At 53.0% G+C, this 20,526-nt stretch carries 16 protein-coding genes; 9 read left to right on the plus strand and 7 right to left on the minus strand.

Translation table 11 applies throughout. From position 1 onward, the window contains the following. Positions 1-105: 105 nt before the first annotated feature. The 3 genes from tyrS to ACQ66Q_RS13690 all read left to right on the plus strand — a co-directional run bounded on the left by tyrS (position 106) and on the right by ACQ66Q_RS13690 (position 2,556). Positions 106-1,308, plus strand: a complete 1,203-nt coding sequence (gene tyrS / locus ACQ66Q_RS13680; RefSeq protein WP_430457317.1) for a tyrosine--tRNA ligase — start codon at positions 106-108, stop codon at positions 1,306-1,308. Positions 1,309-1,463: 155 nt separating this feature from the next. Next, positions 1,464-2,318, plus strand: a complete 855-nt coding sequence (locus ACQ66Q_RS13685; RefSeq protein ID WP_430457318.1) for an SPFH domain-containing protein — start codon at positions 1,464-1,466, stop codon at positions 2,316-2,318. A gap of 16 nt (positions 2,319-2,334) precedes the next feature. Continuing rightward, positions 2,335-2,556 carry an Arc family DNA-binding protein gene (locus tag ACQ66Q_RS13690; RefSeq protein ID WP_430457319.1) on the plus strand — a complete coding sequence of 74 codons (222 nt, stop codon included), beginning with the start codon at positions 2,335-2,337 and terminating at the stop codon, positions 2,554-2,556. Here the strand turns inward: ACQ66Q_RS13690 and pnuC are convergent. The 7 genes from pnuC to dksA all read right to left on the minus strand — a co-directional run bounded on the left by pnuC (position 2,490) and on the right by dksA (position 8,569). Next, entirely contained in the window at positions 2,490-3,086 is a 597-nt protein-coding gene (pnuC, locus tag ACQ66Q_RS13695) for a nicotinamide riboside transporter PnuC (protein ID WP_430457320.1), read from the minus strand. The genes ACQ66Q_RS13690 and pnuC overlap by 67 nt on opposite strands. Further along, positions 3,086-3,928, minus strand: a complete 843-nt coding sequence (panC, locus tag ACQ66Q_RS13700; protein ID WP_430457321.1) for a pantoate--beta-alanine ligase — start codon at positions 3,926-3,928, stop codon at positions 3,086-3,088. The genes pnuC and panC overlap by 1 nt, the downstream gene beginning before the upstream one ends. Positions 3,929-3,943: 15 nt before the next feature. Next, on the minus strand, positions 3,944-4,735 hold the full coding sequence (gene panB / locus ACQ66Q_RS13705) for a 3-methyl-2-oxobutanoate hydroxymethyltransferase (RefSeq protein WP_430457322.1): 792 nt from the start codon (positions 4,733-4,735) through the stop codon (positions 3,944-3,946). 92 nt (positions 4,736-4,827) lie between these two features. After that, positions 4,828-5,346, minus strand: coding sequence for a 2-amino-4-hydroxy-6-hydroxymethyldihydropteridine diphosphokinase (folK, locus tag ACQ66Q_RS13710; protein ID WP_430457323.1), 519 nt, complete (start codon positions 5,344-5,346; stop codon positions 4,828-4,830). Next, positions 5,343-6,989 (minus strand): polynucleotide adenylyltransferase PcnB, encoded by a 1,647-nt coding sequence (gene pcnB / locus ACQ66Q_RS13715; RefSeq protein ID WP_430457324.1) that lies wholly within the window; start codon positions 6,987-6,989, stop codon positions 5,343-5,345. The genes folK and pcnB overlap by 4 nt, the downstream gene beginning before the upstream one ends. Positions 6,990-7,214: 225 nt before the next feature. Next, positions 7,215-8,120: a tRNA glutamyl-Q(34) synthetase GluQRS gene (gene gluQRS, locus ACQ66Q_RS13720; RefSeq protein ID WP_430457325.1), complete on the minus strand. Its 906-nt coding sequence runs from the start codon at positions 8,118-8,120 to the stop codon at positions 7,215-7,217. Further along, positions 8,120-8,569, minus strand: coding sequence for an RNA polymerase-binding protein DksA (gene dksA / locus ACQ66Q_RS13725; protein WP_208931700.1), 450 nt, complete (start codon positions 8,567-8,569; stop codon positions 8,120-8,122). The genes gluQRS and dksA overlap by 1 nt, the downstream gene beginning before the upstream one ends. Positions 8,570-8,794: 225 nt before the next feature. On the opposite strand from dksA, the gene ACQ66Q_RS13730 reads away from it, so the two are divergent. The 6 genes from ACQ66Q_RS13730 to ACQ66Q_RS13755 all read left to right on the plus strand — a co-directional run bounded on the left by ACQ66Q_RS13730 (position 8,795) and on the right by ACQ66Q_RS13755 (position 20,523). Next, complete coding sequence (locus tag ACQ66Q_RS13730; protein WP_430457326.1) at positions 8,795-9,595, plus strand: sulfite exporter TauE/SafE family protein; 801 nt, start codon at positions 8,795-8,797, stop codon at positions 9,593-9,595. 107 nt (positions 9,596-9,702) lie between these two features. Continuing rightward, positions 9,703-11,001 (plus strand): aminopeptidase PepB, encoded by a 1,299-nt coding sequence (pepB, locus tag ACQ66Q_RS13735; protein WP_430457327.1) that lies wholly within the window; start codon positions 9,703-9,705, stop codon positions 10,999-11,001. A gap of 67 nt (positions 11,002-11,068) precedes the next feature. After that, positions 11,069-13,543: an ATP-dependent helicase HrpB gene (gene hrpB / locus ACQ66Q_RS13740; protein ID WP_430457328.1), complete on the plus strand. Its 2,475-nt coding sequence runs from the start codon at positions 11,069-11,071 to the stop codon at positions 13,541-13,543. Beyond that, entirely contained in the window at positions 13,540-15,777 is a 2,238-nt protein-coding gene (gene mrcB / locus ACQ66Q_RS13745) for a penicillin-binding protein 1B (RefSeq protein WP_430457329.1), read from the plus strand. The genes hrpB and mrcB overlap by 4 nt, the downstream gene beginning before the upstream one ends. 144 nt (positions 15,778-15,921) lie before the next feature. After that, positions 15,922-17,958 carry a winged helix-turn-helix domain-containing protein gene (locus tag ACQ66Q_RS13750; RefSeq protein WP_430457330.1) on the plus strand — a complete coding sequence of 679 codons (2,037 nt, stop codon included), beginning with the start codon at positions 15,922-15,924 and terminating at the stop codon, positions 17,956-17,958. A gap of 405 nt (positions 17,959-18,363) precedes the next feature. After that, positions 18,364-20,523: a winged helix-turn-helix domain-containing protein gene (locus ACQ66Q_RS13755; RefSeq protein WP_430457331.1), complete on the plus strand. Its 2,160-nt coding sequence runs from the start codon at positions 18,364-18,366 to the stop codon at positions 20,521-20,523. Positions 20,524-20,526: the final 3 nt, after the last annotated feature.

Below are 20,526 nucleotides of genomic sequence, written 5' to 3' on the forward strand. Positions count from 1 at the left end.
GATTTTTTGCAAGATCCAAGACTTTTGTGCGTTTAATCGGGAGTAATGTTGCAGTAGAATGCGGACTTAGATAAATCGCTGAAATATTATCCGGAGAACTGGCGCATGACGCAGTGGCAACAGGCCCTGGCCGAGATCAAGCGGGGCTTAGAAGAGATCCTGCTGGAAGATGAATTAATCGAAAAACTGAAGCAAGGTAAACCGCTGAAAGTAAAAGCCGGTTTTGACCCAACAGCGCCAGATTTGCACCTTGGCCACACCGTGCTGATCAATAAATTACGTACCTTCCAGCAACTGGGTCATGAAGTGATTTTCCTGATCGGTGACTTCACCGGGATGATTGGCGATCCGACTGGTAAAAATGTCACGCGTAAGCCACTGACGCGGGAAGATGTGCTGGCAAATGCGAAGACTTATCAGGATCAGGTGTTTAAGATCCTGGATCCAGCCAAGACTCGTATAGCCTTTAACTCTGAATGGATGGAAAAGCTTGGCGCCGCCGGCATGATCAAACTGGCCGCGCGCCAGACCGTGGCGCGGATGCTGGAACGGGATGACTTCAAAAAGCGTTATGCCAACAATCAGTCGATTGCGATCCATGAATTTTTGTACCCGCTGGTGCAAGGCTGGGATTCAGTTGCTTTGGAAGCCGATATCGAGATGGGCGGCACCGATCAGCGTTTTAACCTGCTGATGGGCCGTGAGTTGCAAAAAGACGAAGGTCAGCGTCCGCAAACCGTATTGATGGTGCCGCTGCTGGAAGGTCTGGATGGCGTGCAGAAGATGTCGAAATCACTCGGCAACTACATCGGCATCACGGACAGCCCGACTGAAATGTTTGGTAAAGTGATGTCGATCTCGGATGATCTGATGTGGCGTTATTATGATCTGCTGAGTTTCCGCGCCATTGAAGATATCGCCGCGCTGAAACAACAAGCAGTTGAAGGTCGCAATCCACGTGATATTAAAATCGAACTGGCGAAAGAAATCATCGCCCGTTTCCACTCGGATGCAGACGCCGAAGCCGCGCACCAGGACTTTATCCAGCGTTTTTCTAAAAACGCGTTACCAGATGAGATCCCGGAACTGACGCTGACGCTAGAAGGCGACAACCTGCCGATCGCTCAGCTGTTAAAAGAAGCCGGTTTGGTAGAAAGCACCTCAGAAGCGCTACGGATGATCAAACAAGGCGCAGTGAAGCTGAACGGCGACAACAAAGTGGAAGACAGCAAACTGGTGTTCGAAAAAGGCTCCAGCACCATTTTCCAGGTCGGCAAACGCAAGTTCGCCAAAGTCACCTTGGTATGATCCAACAAGGATCCTGAGATCTTTTCGAAACACGACAAAACCGCCTCCCGGCGGTTTTTTGCTTTATTAAACGCCGAAATTTTCAACAATTCACTTGCAGTCAGATCCAATGCGATCTAATGTGATATTAAATTGATATCACATTGAGGTGAGTTATGTTGAAAGAGACCCCGGCCAAAGCGCGTTCAGGTTTTGGAACATTGTTTGTGTTATTCGTGCTGCAGATTGCGACTATCGTGTTGATTGTGACCATGCCGCCGCTGATTAAAGTGCTGGCCCTGCTGGCTGGTATTGCGGTGTTTATTTGCTGGTTCGGCTTTTATATGGTGCATCCGAATCAGTCGGCCGTACTGCAGTTGTTTGGCCGTTATGTCGGCACTGATTTTGTAAATGGTTTGCGCTGGGCCAATCCGTTTTACAGCAAACAAAAAGTCAGTTTGCGGGTACGGAACTTCGAAAGCAGCAAGTTAAAGGTCAATGACCATGCCGGCAATCCGGTCGATATCGCCGCGGTAGTGGTGTGGAAAGTAGTCGACAGTGCCGAAGCGGTGTTTGAAGTCGAAGACTACGAAAACTTCGTTAATATTCAGAGCGAAGCTGCGCTGCGTTATCTGGCGTCGAGTTATCCGTATGAAGCGGAAAAAGACTCAGAAATCAGCCTGCGCAGCAGTGGTAGCGACATAACGGATTTGCTGCGCACCGAGATCCAGAATCGCTTACACAAAGCCGGCGTTGAAGTGATTGAAGCGCGGATCAGCCATCTGGCGTATGCGCAGGAAATCGCCAGTGCCATGTTACAGCGCCAGCAAGCGCGTGCAGTCGTGATGGCGCGCCAGCAAATCGTCGAAGGGGCGGTTGGTATGGTCGAAATGGCGCTGCAGCGTCTGTCAGAAAAAGATGTGGTGCAGCTGGATGAAGAACGTAAGGCCGCGATGGTCAGCAATCTGCTGGTCGTTTTGTGTGGTGATCATAGTGTGTCCCCGGTGATTAACACCGGCACTATTTATTAACGCGAACAGGTGAGTTGTGGCTAAAAAAGCTTTTGCCCTGCGCATCGATGAGCAGATGCTGCAGGCGCTGCAGCACTGGGCGGACGATGAGTTTCGCAGCGTCAATGGTCAGATTGAGTTTTTGCTGCGTGATGCGTTGGTGAAAGCTGGCCGGGTGAAGCGGGTGGCGCCTCAGCCGGCTGACTTGTCAGCTGAAGTACCGGCAGAGCCAGATCCGTTATCCGGCGACAACCATTGACGCCACTGCCACAGACCATAAGCAGCATTGAACCAATACAGCGTATAAAACGCCGCGGTCAGTTCCAGACCGCGGTGATAATACAGTGGGATCGCAATACTATTTACCAGCAGCCAACACCACCAATTCTGCAGATAACGCCGGATCAACAGCAGTTGAGCCAGCACGCTCAGTGTCAGCACCAGACTATCCCAAAACGGCGCATAAGCGTCGGTCCAGGCATGCAATAAAGCGCCGTAGAGTGCGGCAACGAGTAAAGCTGCGGTCAGGTATGGCAGCAGGTATTTGTTGGGTAATTGCCGGATTGGTAAGGCCTGCGCGGATTGCCAGCTGAACAGGCCCCAGACAGCGGCCAGAATGAAAAACAATTGCAGCACGACGTCTGCGTAAAGCTGATGCTGATAACAGAGCACAGCAAATAAAGCACAGCCAGCGATGGTTGCCCACCAGGTCAGGGCCGAGTTGCGGGCTGCCAGCCAGATGGATCCTGCGACCAGCAGGTTGGCAGCCAACTCCAATGCCGAGGGCATCAGACTTCCAGGTTATCGATCAAGCGGGTATTCCCAAGATAGGCCGCCAGCAAAATCACTAACGGTTTACTGTTGCTGTCAGCCAGTTCCAGCGTTTGGCGGTTACAGATATGGATGTAGTCCGGTCTGAAGCCCGCCTGACTCAAGGTATCAGCCACCTGCTGTTCCAGCGCGCGAAAATCAGCGAAACCGCCACTGATTTGCTGACGCAGCCATTGCAGTTGCTGATAGATTAGCGGCGCCGTAGCGCGGGCTTCAGTGGATAAATAGCCGTTGCGCGAACTCAGTGCCAGGCCATCAGCGGCGCGTTCTGTGTCGATACCAATGATTTCAATCGGGAACGACAAGTCGGTGGTCAGTTGCCGGATCACTGCCAGTTGCTGATAGTCTTTTTTACCAAACAAGGCGATATCCGGCTGCACCAGATTAAACAGTTTGCTGACCACAGTGGCAACACCGCGGAAATGACCCGGGCGGCTGGCACCACAATGCTGGTCACCAATCTTCGGGACTTCGACTGCAGTTTGTGTGTCCAGACCTCGCGGATAAATCAGTTCCGGTGTGGGTGTAAATACGGCATCAGCCTGATGCTCAGTCAGACCAGCGCAATCTTCGGTCAACGTACGCGGATATTTGGCCAGATCTTCATTGGCGCCAAATTGCATCGGATTGACAAAAATCGACACGATCACGCGGTCGGCGCGCTGACGGGCTTCATCGACCAATTTAAAATGGCCCGAGTGCAGATTGCCCATCGTCGGTACAAAGGCAACGGTCTGGCCGGCCTGGCGCCAGGCGCGAACTGTCGCGCGTAATACTTTAATATCAGAAATTACCAGCATCTGCCGACTCCCGTATCAGAAACTATGTTCAGGGCCAGGAAAGGCCGCACTTTTCACATCCGCGACAAACTTGCTGATAGCTTTTTTGATGTCACCGGTTTCCTGCAGGAAATTCTTCGAGAACTTCGGGATATAGCCGCTGCTGATCCCCAATAAATCGTGCATGACCAACACCTGACCGTCGGTGACTACACCGGCGCCGATGCCAATCACCGGGGTCCGCAGCGCTAGACTAATCCGCTCGGCCAGCAATGCCGGGATACATTCGACCACCAGCAGCTGACAACCCGCCTGCTCCAGCGCAATGGCCTGTTGCAGTATATGTTCAGCGGCGGCGTCGTCCCGGCCTTGCACTTTGAACCCGCCAAACACGTGAACGGATTGCGGCGTTAGGCCAATGTGGCCGCAGACCGGAACCCCACGTTCGGTCAGGGCTTTAATGGTCGGTAACAGAAATTCACCGCCTTCCATTTTCACCATATTGGCGCCCGCTTGCATCATCGGCGTGACGTTGGCAAAGGCCTGCTCCATCGTCGCATAGCTCATGAATGGCATGTCAGCAATGATGAAGGCTTGAGGGGCGCCGGCGCGGACGCAGCGAGTGTGGTAGGCGATTTGTTCGACCGTAACGGGCAGGGTATCGGGCTGACCCTGCAACACCATACCGAGTGAGTCGCCGACTAACAAAGTCTCGACGCCACTGTCGGCGAACAATTTGGCAAAGCTGGCGTCGTAGGCCGTCAGCATAGTGATCTTTTCGCCTTGCTGTTTCATTTTCAGCAAAGTTGCAGTGGTAATTTTTGCCATGATGCTCTCATCCGACCATTAAAAAATCCGCGCGCAAGATGGCATATCCGGCAGCAGGCTGCAAGCATCCGGCCACACAAAACCCAGCCAGTTCAGTGCTGCGGTGCTACCAGACCTGAAGTCAAACCTGAAGTCAAAATAGTCAGGCCGTTGCGCGGCACTTGTAAAGCAATCTCAGCCAGTGCGCCGAGGCCCGGAATAAGCAGCAGCGGCGCCAGTTCTAACAAAGGGTAGATCACAAATTCGCGTTGATGCAGGCCATAATGCGGCACTGTCAGCCGTGATGTCGTAACGATCTCGTCACCGTACAGCAGGATATCCAAATCCAAAGTGCGCGGACCCCAGCGTTCATCTTTACGTTGCCGGCCTTGTTCCAGCTCAATACGCTGTAATGCATCCAGTAAAGTTTCTGCCGCCAGCGTGGTATCGAGGGCAGCGACGGCATTAACATAATCAGGCTGGTCTTGTGGCCCCATCGGTTTGGAGCCATAAAAACTACTGACCGCCACCAGCCTGCTATCTGCTAACTGCGTCAGCGCGGTAACCGCGTGCTGCAGTTGCAATATAGGTTCTGCCAGATTGGCACCAAGGCCAATATAAACCCGGATCATGCCTGATCAGCGGCCGGTTTACGGCGGACTGGTTTGCGTTTGCGTCGTGGTCTTTTCACGTCGACGCCTTCTTTACCCAAATCCAGCACCAGCTCTTCGCGCTCGGCGTCATCGGCATTGACAAATTGTTGCCACCATAAAGCCAGCTCGGCCAGTTGGCCACCTTCAGCTTTGGCACGTAGCTGCATAAAATCAAAGGCGCCGCGGAATTTTGGTAATTCCATCAGTTTAAAGGCGCGACGGCCAGCACGTTTACTCAGACGGCCCTGCAGCGACCACAGGTCACGCACCACCAGCGTAAAGCGTTTTGGAATACCGATTGTTCGGACCAAATCATCCAGCACTTCAGTCATCGCGATATTCAGTGCGTCGATGTCATTGAGGCCGCTTTCAATCAACAGCGTCTGCATCCGCAGTTCGACCGGATACCACAGCAAAGCGGCGTATATAAATGCCGGAGTGACCGGTTTATCCTGTGCCACGCGCTCGTCGGTGTCCTGCAGTGCGTTGGCGATCAGGCTAAACATTTTGCCTTCACTGTCTTGCTTCAGCACTTTATGCACTTGCGGCAGCAGCTGTTTCAGGATGCCAAGGTCACGCATCATCACGAAATTATCAAAGGCTTTACCAGCCATCAGTAATTTCAGTGATTCATCAAATAAACGTGCCGCCGGAATATTTTTCAGCAGGATCGCCAGTTCCGGGATCAGTGCCGCGGTCGTTGGCGCCAAATCCATGTTCAGTTTGGTGGCAAAGCGGATAGCCCGCAAAATGCGCACCGGATCTTCGCGATAACGGGTTTCCGGGTCGCCAATCAGTTCGATTTTGCGTTGTTGGATGGCTTCAACACCATTGGCGAAATCGTAAATGGCAAAATCACGCACTGAGTAATACAGCGCATTGATACTGAAATCGCGACGCTCGGCGTCTTCTTCAATGGTGCCGTAAACGTTGTCACGCAGGATCTGACCATGATCAGAGCGTACGCCAGCCGGAATATTCTCTTCTTCTTCGCCACCGCTGTGATGGCCACGGAAAGTCGCCACTTCGATCACTTCACGGCCAAACACCACATGCGCCAGCCGGAAGCGCCGGCCGATCAGCCGGCAATTTTTAAACACTGCGCGCACTTCATCCGGCGTCGCGTTGGTCACTACATCAAAATCTTTTGGGATCAGGCCCAGCAGCAGGTCACGGATACAACCGCCGACCAGATAGGCTTCAAAACCTGCATCGTTTAAGCGATACAGCACTTTGAGGGCATTTGGGCTGATGTCTTTACGCGAAATGCTGTGCTGGTCGCGGGAAATCACGCGTAACGCAGGTAAAACGGTGGATTGATGATCCGGATTCAGTTTCGGTCCCAGATTGCTGGTGTCGCGGCGCGGTCTTGGCGAATCATAACGCGGGCGATCTGTATTGGTTGCCGCGCGGGAGCCATCTTGGCGCTGATTGTCGTAGCGCTCGCGCGGCGGGCGGCCTGGCCGTGGAGAGTCGTTACGGCTGTATTCCGCATTGGTGCGGCGAGGGCGGCGCTCTGCAGCCGCGGCGGCAGGTTCCGGCTGCGTTTCAGTCTGTTCCACCACAGCTTCAGTGATGGCCTTGGCTTTTTTGCCGGTCAGCTTGCGACAAAAATCTAACACTCTGGAAATAATGGCCTTTCTCCTTGAAAGAACGGTATTGGCTTGATGAGTTGCGATGGCGCATTCCGGCGGCAGATCCCGGCAGTCAATTCCGGCGAAAATCGGACATCAATGCAGCCGGTAGCCGGTCACCCGACAGGCGAAAAAAAATTGGCGTTATGATAACGCAGGCTGGTGAAAAAATGAATGAAAATACCGGGCTGGGCGTGAATCTGCGACGGCTTGTCAGTTAAAACTGTCGATCTGGATTTCACCCTGCCTTGGGACTGCGCCGTTTTGCCAGTGTGCCAAGGCAAATTGCAGCAATTCAGCGACGCTCAGGCGCGTTGCATCCACAGGCACGGGCTGGCCTAAAAACTGTAAAGCGGCGGTCAGGGACTGCGCCGGCGCAAAACGACGAATGTCGGTGGCATGATTTTGTTTGCTGAGTTTGTGGCCTGGCGCTGTGACCGCAAGGGGCAAATGACCGTAAACCGGCACCGGCGCGCCAAATGCGCGGCACAGCGCCTGCTGGCGCGGCGTCATCTGTAACAGGTCCGCACCGCGGATCACTTCGCTGATGCGCTGTTCGATATCGTCAATCACCACCACCCATTGGTAAGCAAACAAACCGTCCCGGCGTTTGATGATGTAATCTTCTGCTGCCAGCGCACTGGGGATTTGCTGAGCTCCGGCGAATAAATCAGTAAATTCAGTTGCTACATCAACGGCATGCAGTCGCCAGGCCAGCGGCCCATCCAGTCCGCTGCTAAGCCTTAAAGTCTGGCAATTGCCATCATAGACCCCGCCTAAACCAGCAATGCGAGCGCGGTTACACTGGCAGCCGTACAGCCGTTGCTGCCGTTGGAATTGTTCGAAATAATGTTGATATAGATCGAGCCGTTGGCTTTGCCAGACGACGCTGTCGTCCCAGTGCAGACCAAATTGTTCCAGCGTACGCAGGATCTCACTATCAGCGCCTGGCACAGTACGGGGCGTGTCGATATCTTCGATGCGCACCAGCCATTGACCAGCCTGAGATTTGGCGTGCAGGTAACTGCCGACGGCGGCTACCAAAGAGCCGAAATGCAAAGGGCCGGATGGCGATGGCGCAAACCGGCCCCTGATACAGGAGAATTCAGCGGTCATCATTAACCGCCGAGTTGTTTTTCCTTGATCTCTGCCAGCGTCTTACAATCGATACACTGGTCAGCCGTTGGACGGGCTTCCAGACGTTTGATACCGATTTCGATGCCACAGGTATCACAGAAACCGAAATCTTCGTCTTCGATTTTCTGTAAGGTTTTCTCAATCTTTTTCAGCAGTTTACGTTCACGATCCCGTGCACGCAGTTCCAGACTGAATTCTTCTTCCTGCGCCGCGCGGTCCACTGGATCCGGGAAGTTTGCAGCTTCATCGGCCATATGGTTTTTCGTGCGGTCTACTTCTTCACGCAGCTGCTGACGCCAGGCGTCGAGAATTTTGCGGAAATGTTCCAGCTGCTTCGGGTTCATGTACTCTTCGCCCGGCGCTTCCTGATAAGGCAGCACGCCAGCCATGGCCAACAGGCCGAGAGATTTGGTAGTTTTGCCTTCTGGCATGGTAGTCTCCTGTATAACAGTGCCAAGCAAAAAGATGGCGGCTATTGATAGCAGAATATCGGCACCATCGCAATCACATTAAAAAAGCCGCGGAAGTATACAGACAGACCATGGCTTCGTCACCCGGTTCTGCTGTTTTTGCAGCAATAGCTGCAGAATTTTCCGCCATTTTCCGGCGTGAAACCGCAAAATGGGGCGGCACAATAACAGAAAATCGGAGACAGTATGGAGATTTGGTGGGCTTTTTTAATTCTTGGCGCAGTTGTGGGCTTTGTTGCCGGCTTGCTGGGCGTGGGGGGCGGCGCCATTATGGTGCCGGTTTTGACCAGTTTATTTGTCACACTGAATTTTTTACCTGAGCATTTATTACATATGGCGCTGGCAACGTCGATGGCATCGATCATCCTGACCAGTATCGCCAGCGCGCGCACCCACCAAAAGCATCAGGCGGTGTTGTGGCCGGTGGTGCGGCTGATGAGTGCGGGCATTGTATTGGGGACTTTTGGCGCAACTTTTATTGCATCCATGCTGCCAACGTTGCCGCTGGCGATTTTTTTCAGCTGTTTTATGGCTTATGTCGCGCTGCAGTTGCTGCTGAATATCAAACCAAAACCCAGCCGCGGCTTGCCAGGCGCACTGGGGATGACAGCAACAGGCGTTGGTATCGGCGGCATTTCTGCTTTGGTGGCGATTGGCGGTGGTTCACTGACCGTGCCGTTTCTGACCTGGTGTAATGTGCGGGTGCAGCAGGCGATTGGCACTTCTGCTGCCATCGGCCTGCCGATCGCGCTCAGTGGCAGTATTGGTTATGCGGTCGCCGGCTGGGAGCAGGTCGGCTTACCGCCATTCAGTCTTGGTTATATTTACCTGCCCGCCGTGTTGTTGATTTCTGCGGTCAGCTTTTTTACCGCGCCGCTGGGTGCCAGCCTGGCACACCAGCTGCCGGTCGCAACGTTAAAGAAGATTTTTGCCCTGTTATTGCTGGGGCTGAGTGCAAAAATGCTGCATACGATACTGGGCAGCTGAATGCGCTGACTGTTGAGCGCGGCCGCGATGTTGCCCGCTGTTTTGTCAGCGTGGCGCTGTGATACACTCGGCGCATAGCAGTGTTTGTTCCGAATTAGAGGTTTGTTATGTCTGAACTGTTACAGATCCAAATCAGCAGTGTCGCTGCTGATCTTCGTTTTGGCAAAAATCCATTATTAACGCCGACGGCTGATGGCTATCAAATCCACCAGACCGGCACTGATATACTCAGACAAATTCAAAAAGCGGGCCGTTCCTTGGATGGTCTGGGTGCGCAAGCAGTGCAATTGGCCGGCGAAGGCTGGACTTTGGACAAGCAATGGGCCTTTTATCAGGGCTTTTGCAGCGCGAAAAAACTCGGTGGCGTGCACTGGACTGGTGACGAAACCACCGTCGCGCAACTGGTCGCTTTGCAACAGTGTTTTGCCTGGGCAAAAAAACAAACCAATGCTGCGCCGGAAGATCTCTATCCGGAAAAACTCTGCCATGAAGCCGTCGAATTTATCAGTGCTGTCGCTGGCAGCAACAACGTCAGTCATCGCATCATCAGCGGCGATGCATTGCTCAGCGAAGGCTGGATTGGTGTGCATGCCGTGGGCCGCGGCAGCGACCGCGCACCTGCCATCTTAGTGCTGGATTTTAATCCAACTGGCAACAGCAATGCGCCTGTGGCGGCAGCGTTGGTCGGCAAAGGCATTACTTTTGACAGCGGCGGTTATTCGATTAAAGCCTCCGAAGGCATGCTGACAATGAAATGCGATATGGGCGGCGCAGCTACAGTCACTGCGGCACTGGCGCTGGCCATCACACAAGGTTTGAACAGCCGCGTGCAGCTGATTTTGTGCTGCGCCGAAAACCTGATCAACGGTCGCGCTTTTAAACTCGGCGATATCCTGACTTACAAAAACGGTGTGACGGTCGAAATCGTTAACACCGACGCAGAAGGCCGTTTAGTGCTGGCTGATGGTCTGCAAATCGCCGCGGCTTCTGGTGCGGGCCTGGTCATTGATGCGGCGACGTTAACCGGTGCTGCGATGATGGCGGTCGGAACGGAATACAATGCAATTTTTGGCCTGGATAAGGCGCTTCAACAGCGCGTGCTTGGTTATGCCAATACCGTGGCAGAACCGGCGTGGCCACTGCCGCTGGAACGCTGGCATCAGCAACAATGTCCGTCAGCTTATGCGGATACGGCCAACAGTCGTCCGGTCAAAGGTGGCGGCACCGGTGGAGCCAGCAACGCCGCTGGTTTTCTCAGCCGTTTTGTTGGTAATGATGGGGCTGGTTGGTTACACGTCGATTTGGCCGCAGCATTTCAGGGCAATGCCAATGGGTTCTGGGGGGCTGGGGCGACTGGCACCGGCATCCGCTTGATCGCAGAAACGCTGCTGCGCGAGACCGCCTGATACAAATGGCTGCGAAGCTGCCCGCGCAGCATCGCAGCCAGCATTTTTCTTACTGACACGGACTGCCATGACGCCGCTCTCTGCTGCAGCCTTGCCGGTTGCCGATATTTTGCCTGAGCTGGTGCTGCAGCTGGAACAGCAGCCTGTGGTGGTTCTGACCGCGCCACCCGGAGCCGGCAAATCAACTTATCTGCCACTGTTTCTGCTGCAACATCCTGCTTTTGCTAATAAAAAAATCATCATGCTGGAACCGCGCCGGCTTGCCGCCAAAAGTATCGCTGCTTATCTGGCGCAGCAATTGGGTGAAGCGGTTGGCCAGACGGTCGGTTATCAAATCCGGCTTGAACAGAAACAATCTGCTGCCACCCGTTTGCTGGTGGTGACCGAAGGCGTGCTGATCCGCAAAATGTTGGCAGATCCGTTGCTCGATGGCGTCGATCTGCTGATTTTTGACGAGTTTCATGAACGCAGCCTGCAAACTGATCTGGCGTTGGCACTGGCGCTGGAAGTGCAGCAGCTGAACGAGACACTGAAAATGTTGCTGATGTCGGCCACACTCGACACCGGCAAACTTTGTCAGCAATTGCAGGCGCCACTGTTAGAAAGCCATGGCCGCAGTTTTCCGGTGGAAGTCTGCTATCAGGCGCCAAATAACGAACCGGTTGCCCTGCAATGCGCTGCGCTGGTGTTGCAGGCACTGGCCAAGCATAGCGGTAATCTACTGGTATTTTTACCGGGACAACGTGAAATCGACCAATGTGCCGAATATCTGCGCGCCAAATTGCAAGACGCAACTGTGGTGGTGCATGCACTGATCGGCAGCCTGACGCTGACTGAACAACAGGCGGCGATCGCTGCGCCACCCGCCGGGCAACGTAAAGTGGTTCTGGCCACCAACATCGCCGAGACCAGTCTGACCATTGACGGCATCAGTGTGGTGATCGATTCAGGACAAGCCCGGGCTGCGGTATTTGAAACCCGACTGGGTTTTAGCAAACTGGAAACCATTCAAATCAGTCAGGCGGCCGCGACGCAACGTGCCGGTCGTGCCGGGCGTTTAATGCCCGGCGTCTGTTATCGGCTGGACACGGCGGAAAAGTGGCAACGCCGTCGCGCCCAAACCATTCCGGATATTTTACAGGCTGATTTGTTGGCGTTGCGGCTGGATATCGCCGGCTGGGGCGCCAAAGTCAGCGATTTGTTCTGGCTGGACGCGCCGCCGGAAAAACAACTGCGCGCGGCGGAGCAATGTCTGCAACTGCTCGGCGCATTAGACGACAAGGGAATGCTGACCAGCAAAGGCAAACAGATGCTGGCGCTGCCGGTTGAACCGCGGCTGGCAGCGATGCTGCTCTATGCACGGACGCTGGAGCAACAAGGACAAACCGGAGCCATCAGTCTGGCCGCGACCATCGCGACACAGCTGGAACAGACCCGGCGTTTTATGCAAACCGAGCTGAGTAGTCAGCTGCGGCTGCAATCGGAGCCGGCGCGGCAACAATATCAACAATTACTGCAACTGATGCATAGTCGCCACAGCAATAACCAGCCACTGGAGCTGACCGCCGAATTATTAAGCCGCGCCTATCCTGACCGCATTGCCCAGTTACGCGGTCAGGGTTATCTGCTGGCGAATGGGACCGGCGCAAGTCTGCCAGCGGATGATGCGCTGCAGGGTTCGGCAGTATTGGTGGTGGCCGATTTACGCTTATGGCAGCAGCAAGCGGTGATCAGTGTGGCTGCCCGCTGGTCATTAGATGAACTGCTGCAAAGCTGGCAGGCTGATTTGCACTGGCAGGCGCGGCTTGAATTTGATGAACAAAGCGGTCGTTTCAGCGCGGAAAAGCAGCTGCGCCTCGGCGCTTTGGTGTTAAAACGGCAGAACGGCAGTCAGCAAATCAGCGGCGACGACCGGCGTGGCGCCTGGCTGGACTATCTGCAGAAAAAAGGCCTTGCTTGCCTGCCCTGGAGCGACGCCGCACGGCAACTGCAGCACCGGTTGGCCTTAGCGCGGCAGTTACAACCTGCTGCCGGTTGGCCGGAGCTATCCGATGAGATACTTGCCAACAGCATCGGCGAGTGGCTCGGGCCTTATCTGGCCGATGTACGCAGCCTGGCGCAGCTACAACAGCTCGACCTTGCGCAGATCCTGCGTTATCAGCTGGATTATGCCCAACAACAGCAATTAGATGCGTTATTGCCAGCCAGCTGGCGTTCAGTGTTAGGCACTTATGTTGCGCTGTTTTATCAGGCTGATGGCGAAGTGCAGTTGGCGATCCGGTTACAGGAAATGTTTGGCCAACTGACCACGCCGACCGTTGGACAAGGCGCTGTGGCGGTGACCATCACTTTATTATCCCCGGCGAAACAGCCGTTACAGGTCACCCGCGATCTGGCCAGTTTCTGGCAAAATGCTTATCAGGACGTGAAAAAGGAAATGCGCGGTCGTTATCCGAAACATTATTGGCCAGACGACCCGGCCGACGCGGAACCGACCAACAAAACCAAAAAAGCGATGGCTAACAAAGCGACAGACCGATGACTGCAAAACGTAAACCCGCAAAAAAATCACCAATGAACCCGCTGCTACGCAGTGTGCTGCTGTTTGGCCTGAAGGTCAGTTTGCTGTTACTGGCAGCCATCTCGATTTATTTGATTTACCTCGACAGTAAAATCACCACGTTATTTTCCGGACATAAATGGCAGGTGCCGGCACAGTTGTATGGCCGTACGCTGGAATTGGCGCCTGGTAGTCACCTGAGTCAGGTACAGTTTCTGGATGAACTTTCCAGACTGCAATACAGCGCTGATCCACGCTTAAATGGCCCTGGGCAATATCATGTCAGTGGTACGACCGTCACTGTGGTGCGGCGGGCTTTTGAATTCCCGGACGGCGCCGATGGCGCGCGTACCTTCAGCGTCGAATTTGCCGGTGACTTTGTTCAGCGCTTGTCCTCAGGCGATAAATCCCTGCAAAAAGCCCGACTGGAACCGCAGCTGTTGCAACATCTGGTCGCGGCTGAGCAAGAAGATCGCGAGCTGATCCGGCTGGCTGATGTCCCAGTGCCGCTGCGTGAAACTTTGTTACTGGTCGAAGACCGTGAGTTTTATAACCATCACGGCGTGTCACCGTTGTCGATTATCCGTGCCTTCTGGCAAAACCTGCTGGCCGGACGCACGGTGCAGGGCGGTTCGACACTGACCCAGCAGCTGGCAAAAAATATGTATACCAATCAGCAACGCACTTATTTGCGCAAAGTAAATGAAGCGCTGATCGCACTGGTGCTGGATTTTCGCTACAGCAAAGACCAAATCCTTGAAGCCTATTTAAATGAGATTTTTATCGGTCAGTTTAAAGACAATCCAGTGCATGGTCTGGGTTTAGGCAGCCGGCTGTATTTTGGCAAGCCATTGGCGGAACTAAAACCACACGAATACGCTATGTTAGTCGGCATTATCAAAGGCCCTTCGGTGTACGACCCACGGCGTTATGCCGACCGCGCGCTGAGCCGGCGCGATTTGATCCTGGATTTAATGGCCGAACACGGCATCCTGAATCACGATCAGCATAATGCTGCCAAGCAACAGCCGTTGGATGTGATCCCACTCGGTCAGCATTTAAAAGGCCGTTTCCCGGCCTATATCGACAAAGTCCGCCAGGAACTGCGCCAACTGGTGCCTGATACATCCAAGCTGCAACAAGGGTTGCGGGTATTTACTTACCTCGACCCGATGGCCCAGCATGCGGCGGAGCAGGCGATGGCTGCGCGTTTGAGTCAGCTGAATGACAAAATCGAAGGCGCTATGCTGGTCACTGATTACCAGCGTGGTGCACTAAAAGCCATCATCGGCGGCCGCCAAATGCAATATGCCGGCTATAACCGCGCGCTGTCCGCGCGCCGGCAAATCGGCAGTATCGTCAAACCTGTGGTTTATCTTGGCGCCTTGCAACAACCACAGCAGTTTCATCTCGGGTCAGTGTTGCAGGATTCGCCGCTGAACCTGCGTAGTGGCAGCCGCAGCTGGCAACCACAAAACTATGACAAAAAATTCCGCGGCCCTGTGCCGATGGTCACAGCCCTGAGTCAATCGCTGAATATCCCAACGGTGCGGCTGGGGATGCAGCTTGGTTTGCCGGTGCTGGCCGGCAACTTGCGTAAGTTAGGACTGGAACGGGACGTACAGTTACAACCATCATCGCTGTTGGGGGCGGTCGAATTAAGCCCGTATGAGGTGGCGCAGTTGTACCAGACGATGGCGAATAAAGGTTTATATCTGCCGCTGGCTGCGGTCAGCGCTATCACGACGCAGAATGGCCAGGTCTTACATCAACGCAAAGCCCTGTCTGAACAACGTGTCGCGCAGGAACCCTTGTACCTTCTGCAATATGCATTAAATCAGGCGACCCAAAATGGTACCGCTGGTGCATTAGCGCAGCAATTTCCACGCGTGCGTTTTGCCGGGAAAACCGGTACTTCCAGTGATTATCGGGACAGTTGGTTTAGCGGTTTTGATCATGAAACGGCGATTGTGGTCTGGTTGGGCCGCGATGATAACCAGGCCATTGGCCTGACCGGTGGCAGCGGTGCCTTGCCGGTATTTAGTGGCTACTTTGCCAGGATGCCGCCAAATTCACTGTTCCGCGCGGTGCCGGACAAGATCCGTAAACAATTTATTTCAAAATTATCAGGTCGGGTAGTGGCAGAATCATGCGTTAATGTATTGTTATTACCGGTTATTTCAGTTGAAATGCCGCTTAGCAATACCTGCGATTAATTGTTAACAGGAAATGAGCAGCATATGTCAGCCAAACCAGAACAACACCTAAAAGTCGGTGATTGGTGGTATCTGCCCCAACAAGACAAATTAGTCAAAATAGATGACGCGGGCGAAATCAGTGAAACGGCCAGTCTCGACAACTTGTGCCAAAAGGCGCTGAATTATTTTCTGGTCAACGCCGGCCGACTGGTTACCCGTGACGAATTACTCAGTGATGTCTGGGGCGTGCGGGATGTATCAGACGGTCGTATCTCTCGTGTGATCCGGGTATTGCGGGTGGCGCTTGGTGACGACAGCCGCGAGCCGCGTTATATCGAAACTATCCCGAAGCGGGGTTTTCGTTTTATCGCTCCGGTCGCGGAAGTAATTTTAACCTCTGGGAATGACGAACCTGCCAACCACCACATCGAAGAACAGCAGGCTATCCAGCAACAGGAACGCAAACACCACCGTCACTGGTGGCTGCTGGCCGGTACATTTTTATGCTGCGTGCTCGCTATCAGCGGCTGGCAATACTGGCAACAAAGCCAACTAGACCCGCAAGTGCCGTTTGGCCGTTTTGAGCCTTTATCCAGTATGGATGGGTTGGAGCTGTATCCGGATGTGTCGAAGGATGGCAGGTATTTGGTGTATTCGCATTCTTTGGATTTTGATTCGGACAGTACACTCATCATTCAAGATTTGAAGTCGTTGGAAAAGAAACAAGTCAAAGTAAGCTCAAAAGGTGGTATCCGAGGTCCCATCTGGTCTCCAGATGGAAACTCAATCGTATATCAGTATCTGCAGCGTAATAGTTTTTGTGAGATCCGCCGCCTTAGTTTGAATACTGCTGATAAGAGTGTGCTCTCAGATGAGCTGTTGACCAAGTGCGGGGCAAAAAGTATGGGCGCCCGGATGAGTTGGTCGCCTGACGGCAAGTATATTGTGTATCCGGATTGGCGCACCGGAACTGACGGCATTGCATTGATGTTGCTGCCTGTAAATGGCGGTTTGGCAGAACAAATTACGATGCCGCCTCAAACCAGTCTGGGAGATTTTGCGGCACGCTATTCACCTGATGGTTCCAAAATTGTGTTTCTGCGGGATGCGGCAGGCAGTGCCGGTCAAATATGGGTGCTTGATCTGACCAGTCGGTCCAGCCGGTTAGTTTACCAGCCTGATGATAATTACCCCGCACATGTCGCGTGGACTATCGATGGTAGTGGCATCATTTTCCCTTCCGGTACCAATACGTTGTCATTAATTGATTTGAAGTCAAATGCAGTCAGTATCGTCGCCCATACGGATGCGTCACCACATGATGTGTTTGTTGGTACAGACAACCGAATTTTTTCCAGTATTGGTCGTTTCTGGCAAAGTAGTATCCGTAAAGTGAATAATGTGTTGGAAAATCCGGTACCAAGCCTTGAGACCATTGATTTTGCAACTCGCACAGAGGGGTTGATTGAACTGAATCCGCAGCCTGGTGGACCAGCAGCAGTGCTCTCCAATCGGTCGGGCAATCAGCAGGTTTGGTTATATTACCCTGATGGCCGGCAGAAACAAATTAGCCGATTCAGTGGGCAAATGTACCCCAAGGTACTCGAGTTCTCGCCAGATGGAGAGAAGCTGTTAGTGCTGGTAAATGCGACAATCTGGCTTTTACAACCGGATCAGGAACCAATCGCCATTACAACTCCGGAACAATATGGCAGAGAGCCTACTTGGGGAGCCAATAGCCAGACGATTTATTATAAATTGTCACATAACGGGCGTTGGCAAATTATGCGCAAGGAATTAACCAGTGAGAACGCTGAGATGTTTAGTGATAAATGGGATTATTACCTTGAATCTCCGGACGAAGCCTATGTATTGCGTAGTAATATTGGCGACGATTCCTATGAGCTGGTCATGCGGCAAAGTGGTGAAGTGATTAAGTTAGATAATTTTCCTAAGATGGACTTTTTATCTCCGAGAATCATTCTGCGGAAAAAAGCGATTTATTACTCGGCGCCGAGTAACAACGCAGATGTTAAGATCTACCGTTTTAATCTTGCCAGTAGGCAAACGGAAAGCACCGGAGTAGAGCAAAAATTGTTGGGTCGGCGTTTTTTTGTCAGTCTGGATGAGAAGTTTATTTTTCAGGATGATGGCAAAAAAGGAGATGTGGACATTGCCGAATTAATCCTGTCGCGCTGAAATTTATCAGAGATTTATCTAAAAACGCTTATATATTTGCGCACAGCCTCTTTCATGATGCCCCCAGTCGTTTGCATAAATCACTTAAACTGGGAGCTGTATAAAATGAAGAAATCTTGTCTGGTTGTGCTATGTGCGTTAGTTACTATTGGTTTTACAGGTGTGGCTTTAGCGGTAGAACCAGAGCCAAACGATCCTGTCGAGCAGGGCTCACCACAGCTACCACCACCAAGTCCCGAATCAACTTGTGCTGAGTGGCCATACTGCATTATTACGGGTGATCTACGTAACCAATAAAATCCCAATATTTTTTAGATGTTTAAGCAGCATTGTACGCCAAAGCGTAAGCTGCGTTAGAAACAAACTCATGTATACTCCCCGCTATCTGATGGCGGGGGGTGTTGCATGCAGTTGGCCGATACCACTTTATGTTTTGGTTGCTGGAAATATAGTCCGGGGACAGGAACGCTTTGGCGTATTACGGATCCAGCGGATCCGGCTGCTCCGGCATCAGACACTACTTCCTCAGACAACGCTCACACCATCGTGCTTGAGCCTCGCTTACACGAATTACTGAATTATTTCCTACAGCGTCCCGATCTAATCCACGCCAAATCTGATTTGCTGGACGCGGTCTGGGGAGATGCTGAAGGCACTGATGCCGCCTTAATGCGTGCCATCGGTGTGCTGCGAAAAATCCTGCAAGACACGGCAAAACCAGCGACTTACATCGAAACCTTATCTAAACGCGGCTATCGCTGGGTCGCACCACTGCAGATTGCGCCGACGGTTGTGCCTGACAAAGTGGCATTAAAACTAAAGACACCGGCCGCGGCCACTCTGGCAACTGAGCCGGATAGCCCTGTTAGCGCGGACGCAGCCGTGAGCGCTCAGTTGCGCCGGCGCCGGGAAAAACAACGGCGACTGGGATTGTTGTCGGCATTTTTTGTCTGTGCCGTCAGCGCACTGGTGATTAGTCTGTTGCTGTTTTTTGGTAAAACGAACTTCATCCCCAGTTTTACCCAACAAGTCACCATCAGTGCGATGGCCGGACGCGAGCAAAAACCGTTGCTAAGCCTTGATCATGAGACCGTCTACTACCAACAGCAAACGGCGGAACAGCAGTGGCGCTGGATAGCCCATCATCTCAGTAACCATCGCAAGCAATTGCAGGTCCAGCAGTTCAGCAGTTTAGGTGCCGCACAATGGTTCGGTGGCCAACTGGTGTTTCAAGCGAAACAACAGGATAAATGTAGTATTTTCCGCATCATGCCAGAGCGGCTCGACGTCGAGGCTGAGGCGTGGCTGCCATGCAGGCAGTTCATGCAGCAGGGACTCGCAGCACAAGGCGATGAGCTGGTCTGGCTGGACCAGCATAGCGAAAGCGGCGCGTCGCAATTATGGCGCTATAACGGTCAAAAAGCAGAGTTGCAGCAAACCTTTGCACCTGCTTACCGCCGTCCTGTTGCGGCGTTGTTAGAACGCAAACAAGTATGGGTGCTGTTGCAACAGGATGACTTCAATACCAGTCTGTACCGGTTTAACCTTAATACCGCAGCGTTACAAAAAGTAGCTGACTTTCCTTATGCGTTTCATACCTTGTCAGCATGGGATGATAAACGCCTGTTGTTATCCAGCCCTGCAGGCTCATTTATTTTTTCAACAGAACAATCGCAGCTTATTCCACTACAACTGGCCAGTGGTGCTTTTGTTGATCAGCAACGGGTGGCCGATCGCTTGTTAGCGACACAGATCCCGCGGGATAGCGCCGATCTGTTGCCATTGCAGCCAGCCACCAGCGGTCGAACCTCCACTTTATTGTCTGCGTCGCCCTGGTTGAGCAGTAATAAAACTGACCAGCTACTGAGCTGGAATGCGGCACAAGCTGCCCTGGTATCGGAGCGCTCCGGTTTACCGCAGATTTGGTGGTTTGACGGCACAAAAGTCAGTCAGTTGACGCGTTTTACGCAATGGCGCCAAATTACCCAATTGTTATGGGCCGGGGCAGAGTTGCATGCTGTGATTGACCAACAGCTTTTTGTCGTGTCGCTCAGTGATGGCGCACTGACTCCGGTGCTGTTTCAGGATCGCCAGCTACGTCATTTTGCCGTGTGCCACAATCAATGGTTTTGGGCCGAGTTCGGTCACCAGCAGTGGCAACTCAAGACGATGAATCAGCAACAAATACCGATTGAATTATTAGCCGACAGCATTGATGTGCGCTGTGCACCAGACCAGAGTTTGCTGGTTTTACAGCAAGATGGCCGTATGTTGCGGGTGTGGCCGGACAATGGCAAACAGCAGCTGTTGCCATGGCGGTTGAACTGGCGCCAGCTCAATGGCAACAGCTGGACGACGACCAGCAATGGCTTGTATTGGCTTGATACCGAGGGGCGGCTCTGGCTTGCACCTTGGGGCCAGATGCAAAGCGAACGGGTGCAGTCACCGGAATTGTTGCAGGTCACCGGATTATATGGCCAGCTGGAGCATGAACAGCTATTTCTGCAACTGACGCGTGAACCTGAAACGGATGTGGTCTGGTTACAACCACAGCCGTTGCAGTGAGTT

Source organism: Rheinheimera sp. (genome assembly GCF_965283995.1).
Classification (GTDB): Bacteria; Pseudomonadota; Gammaproteobacteria; order Enterobacterales; family Alteromonadaceae; genus Pararheinheimera.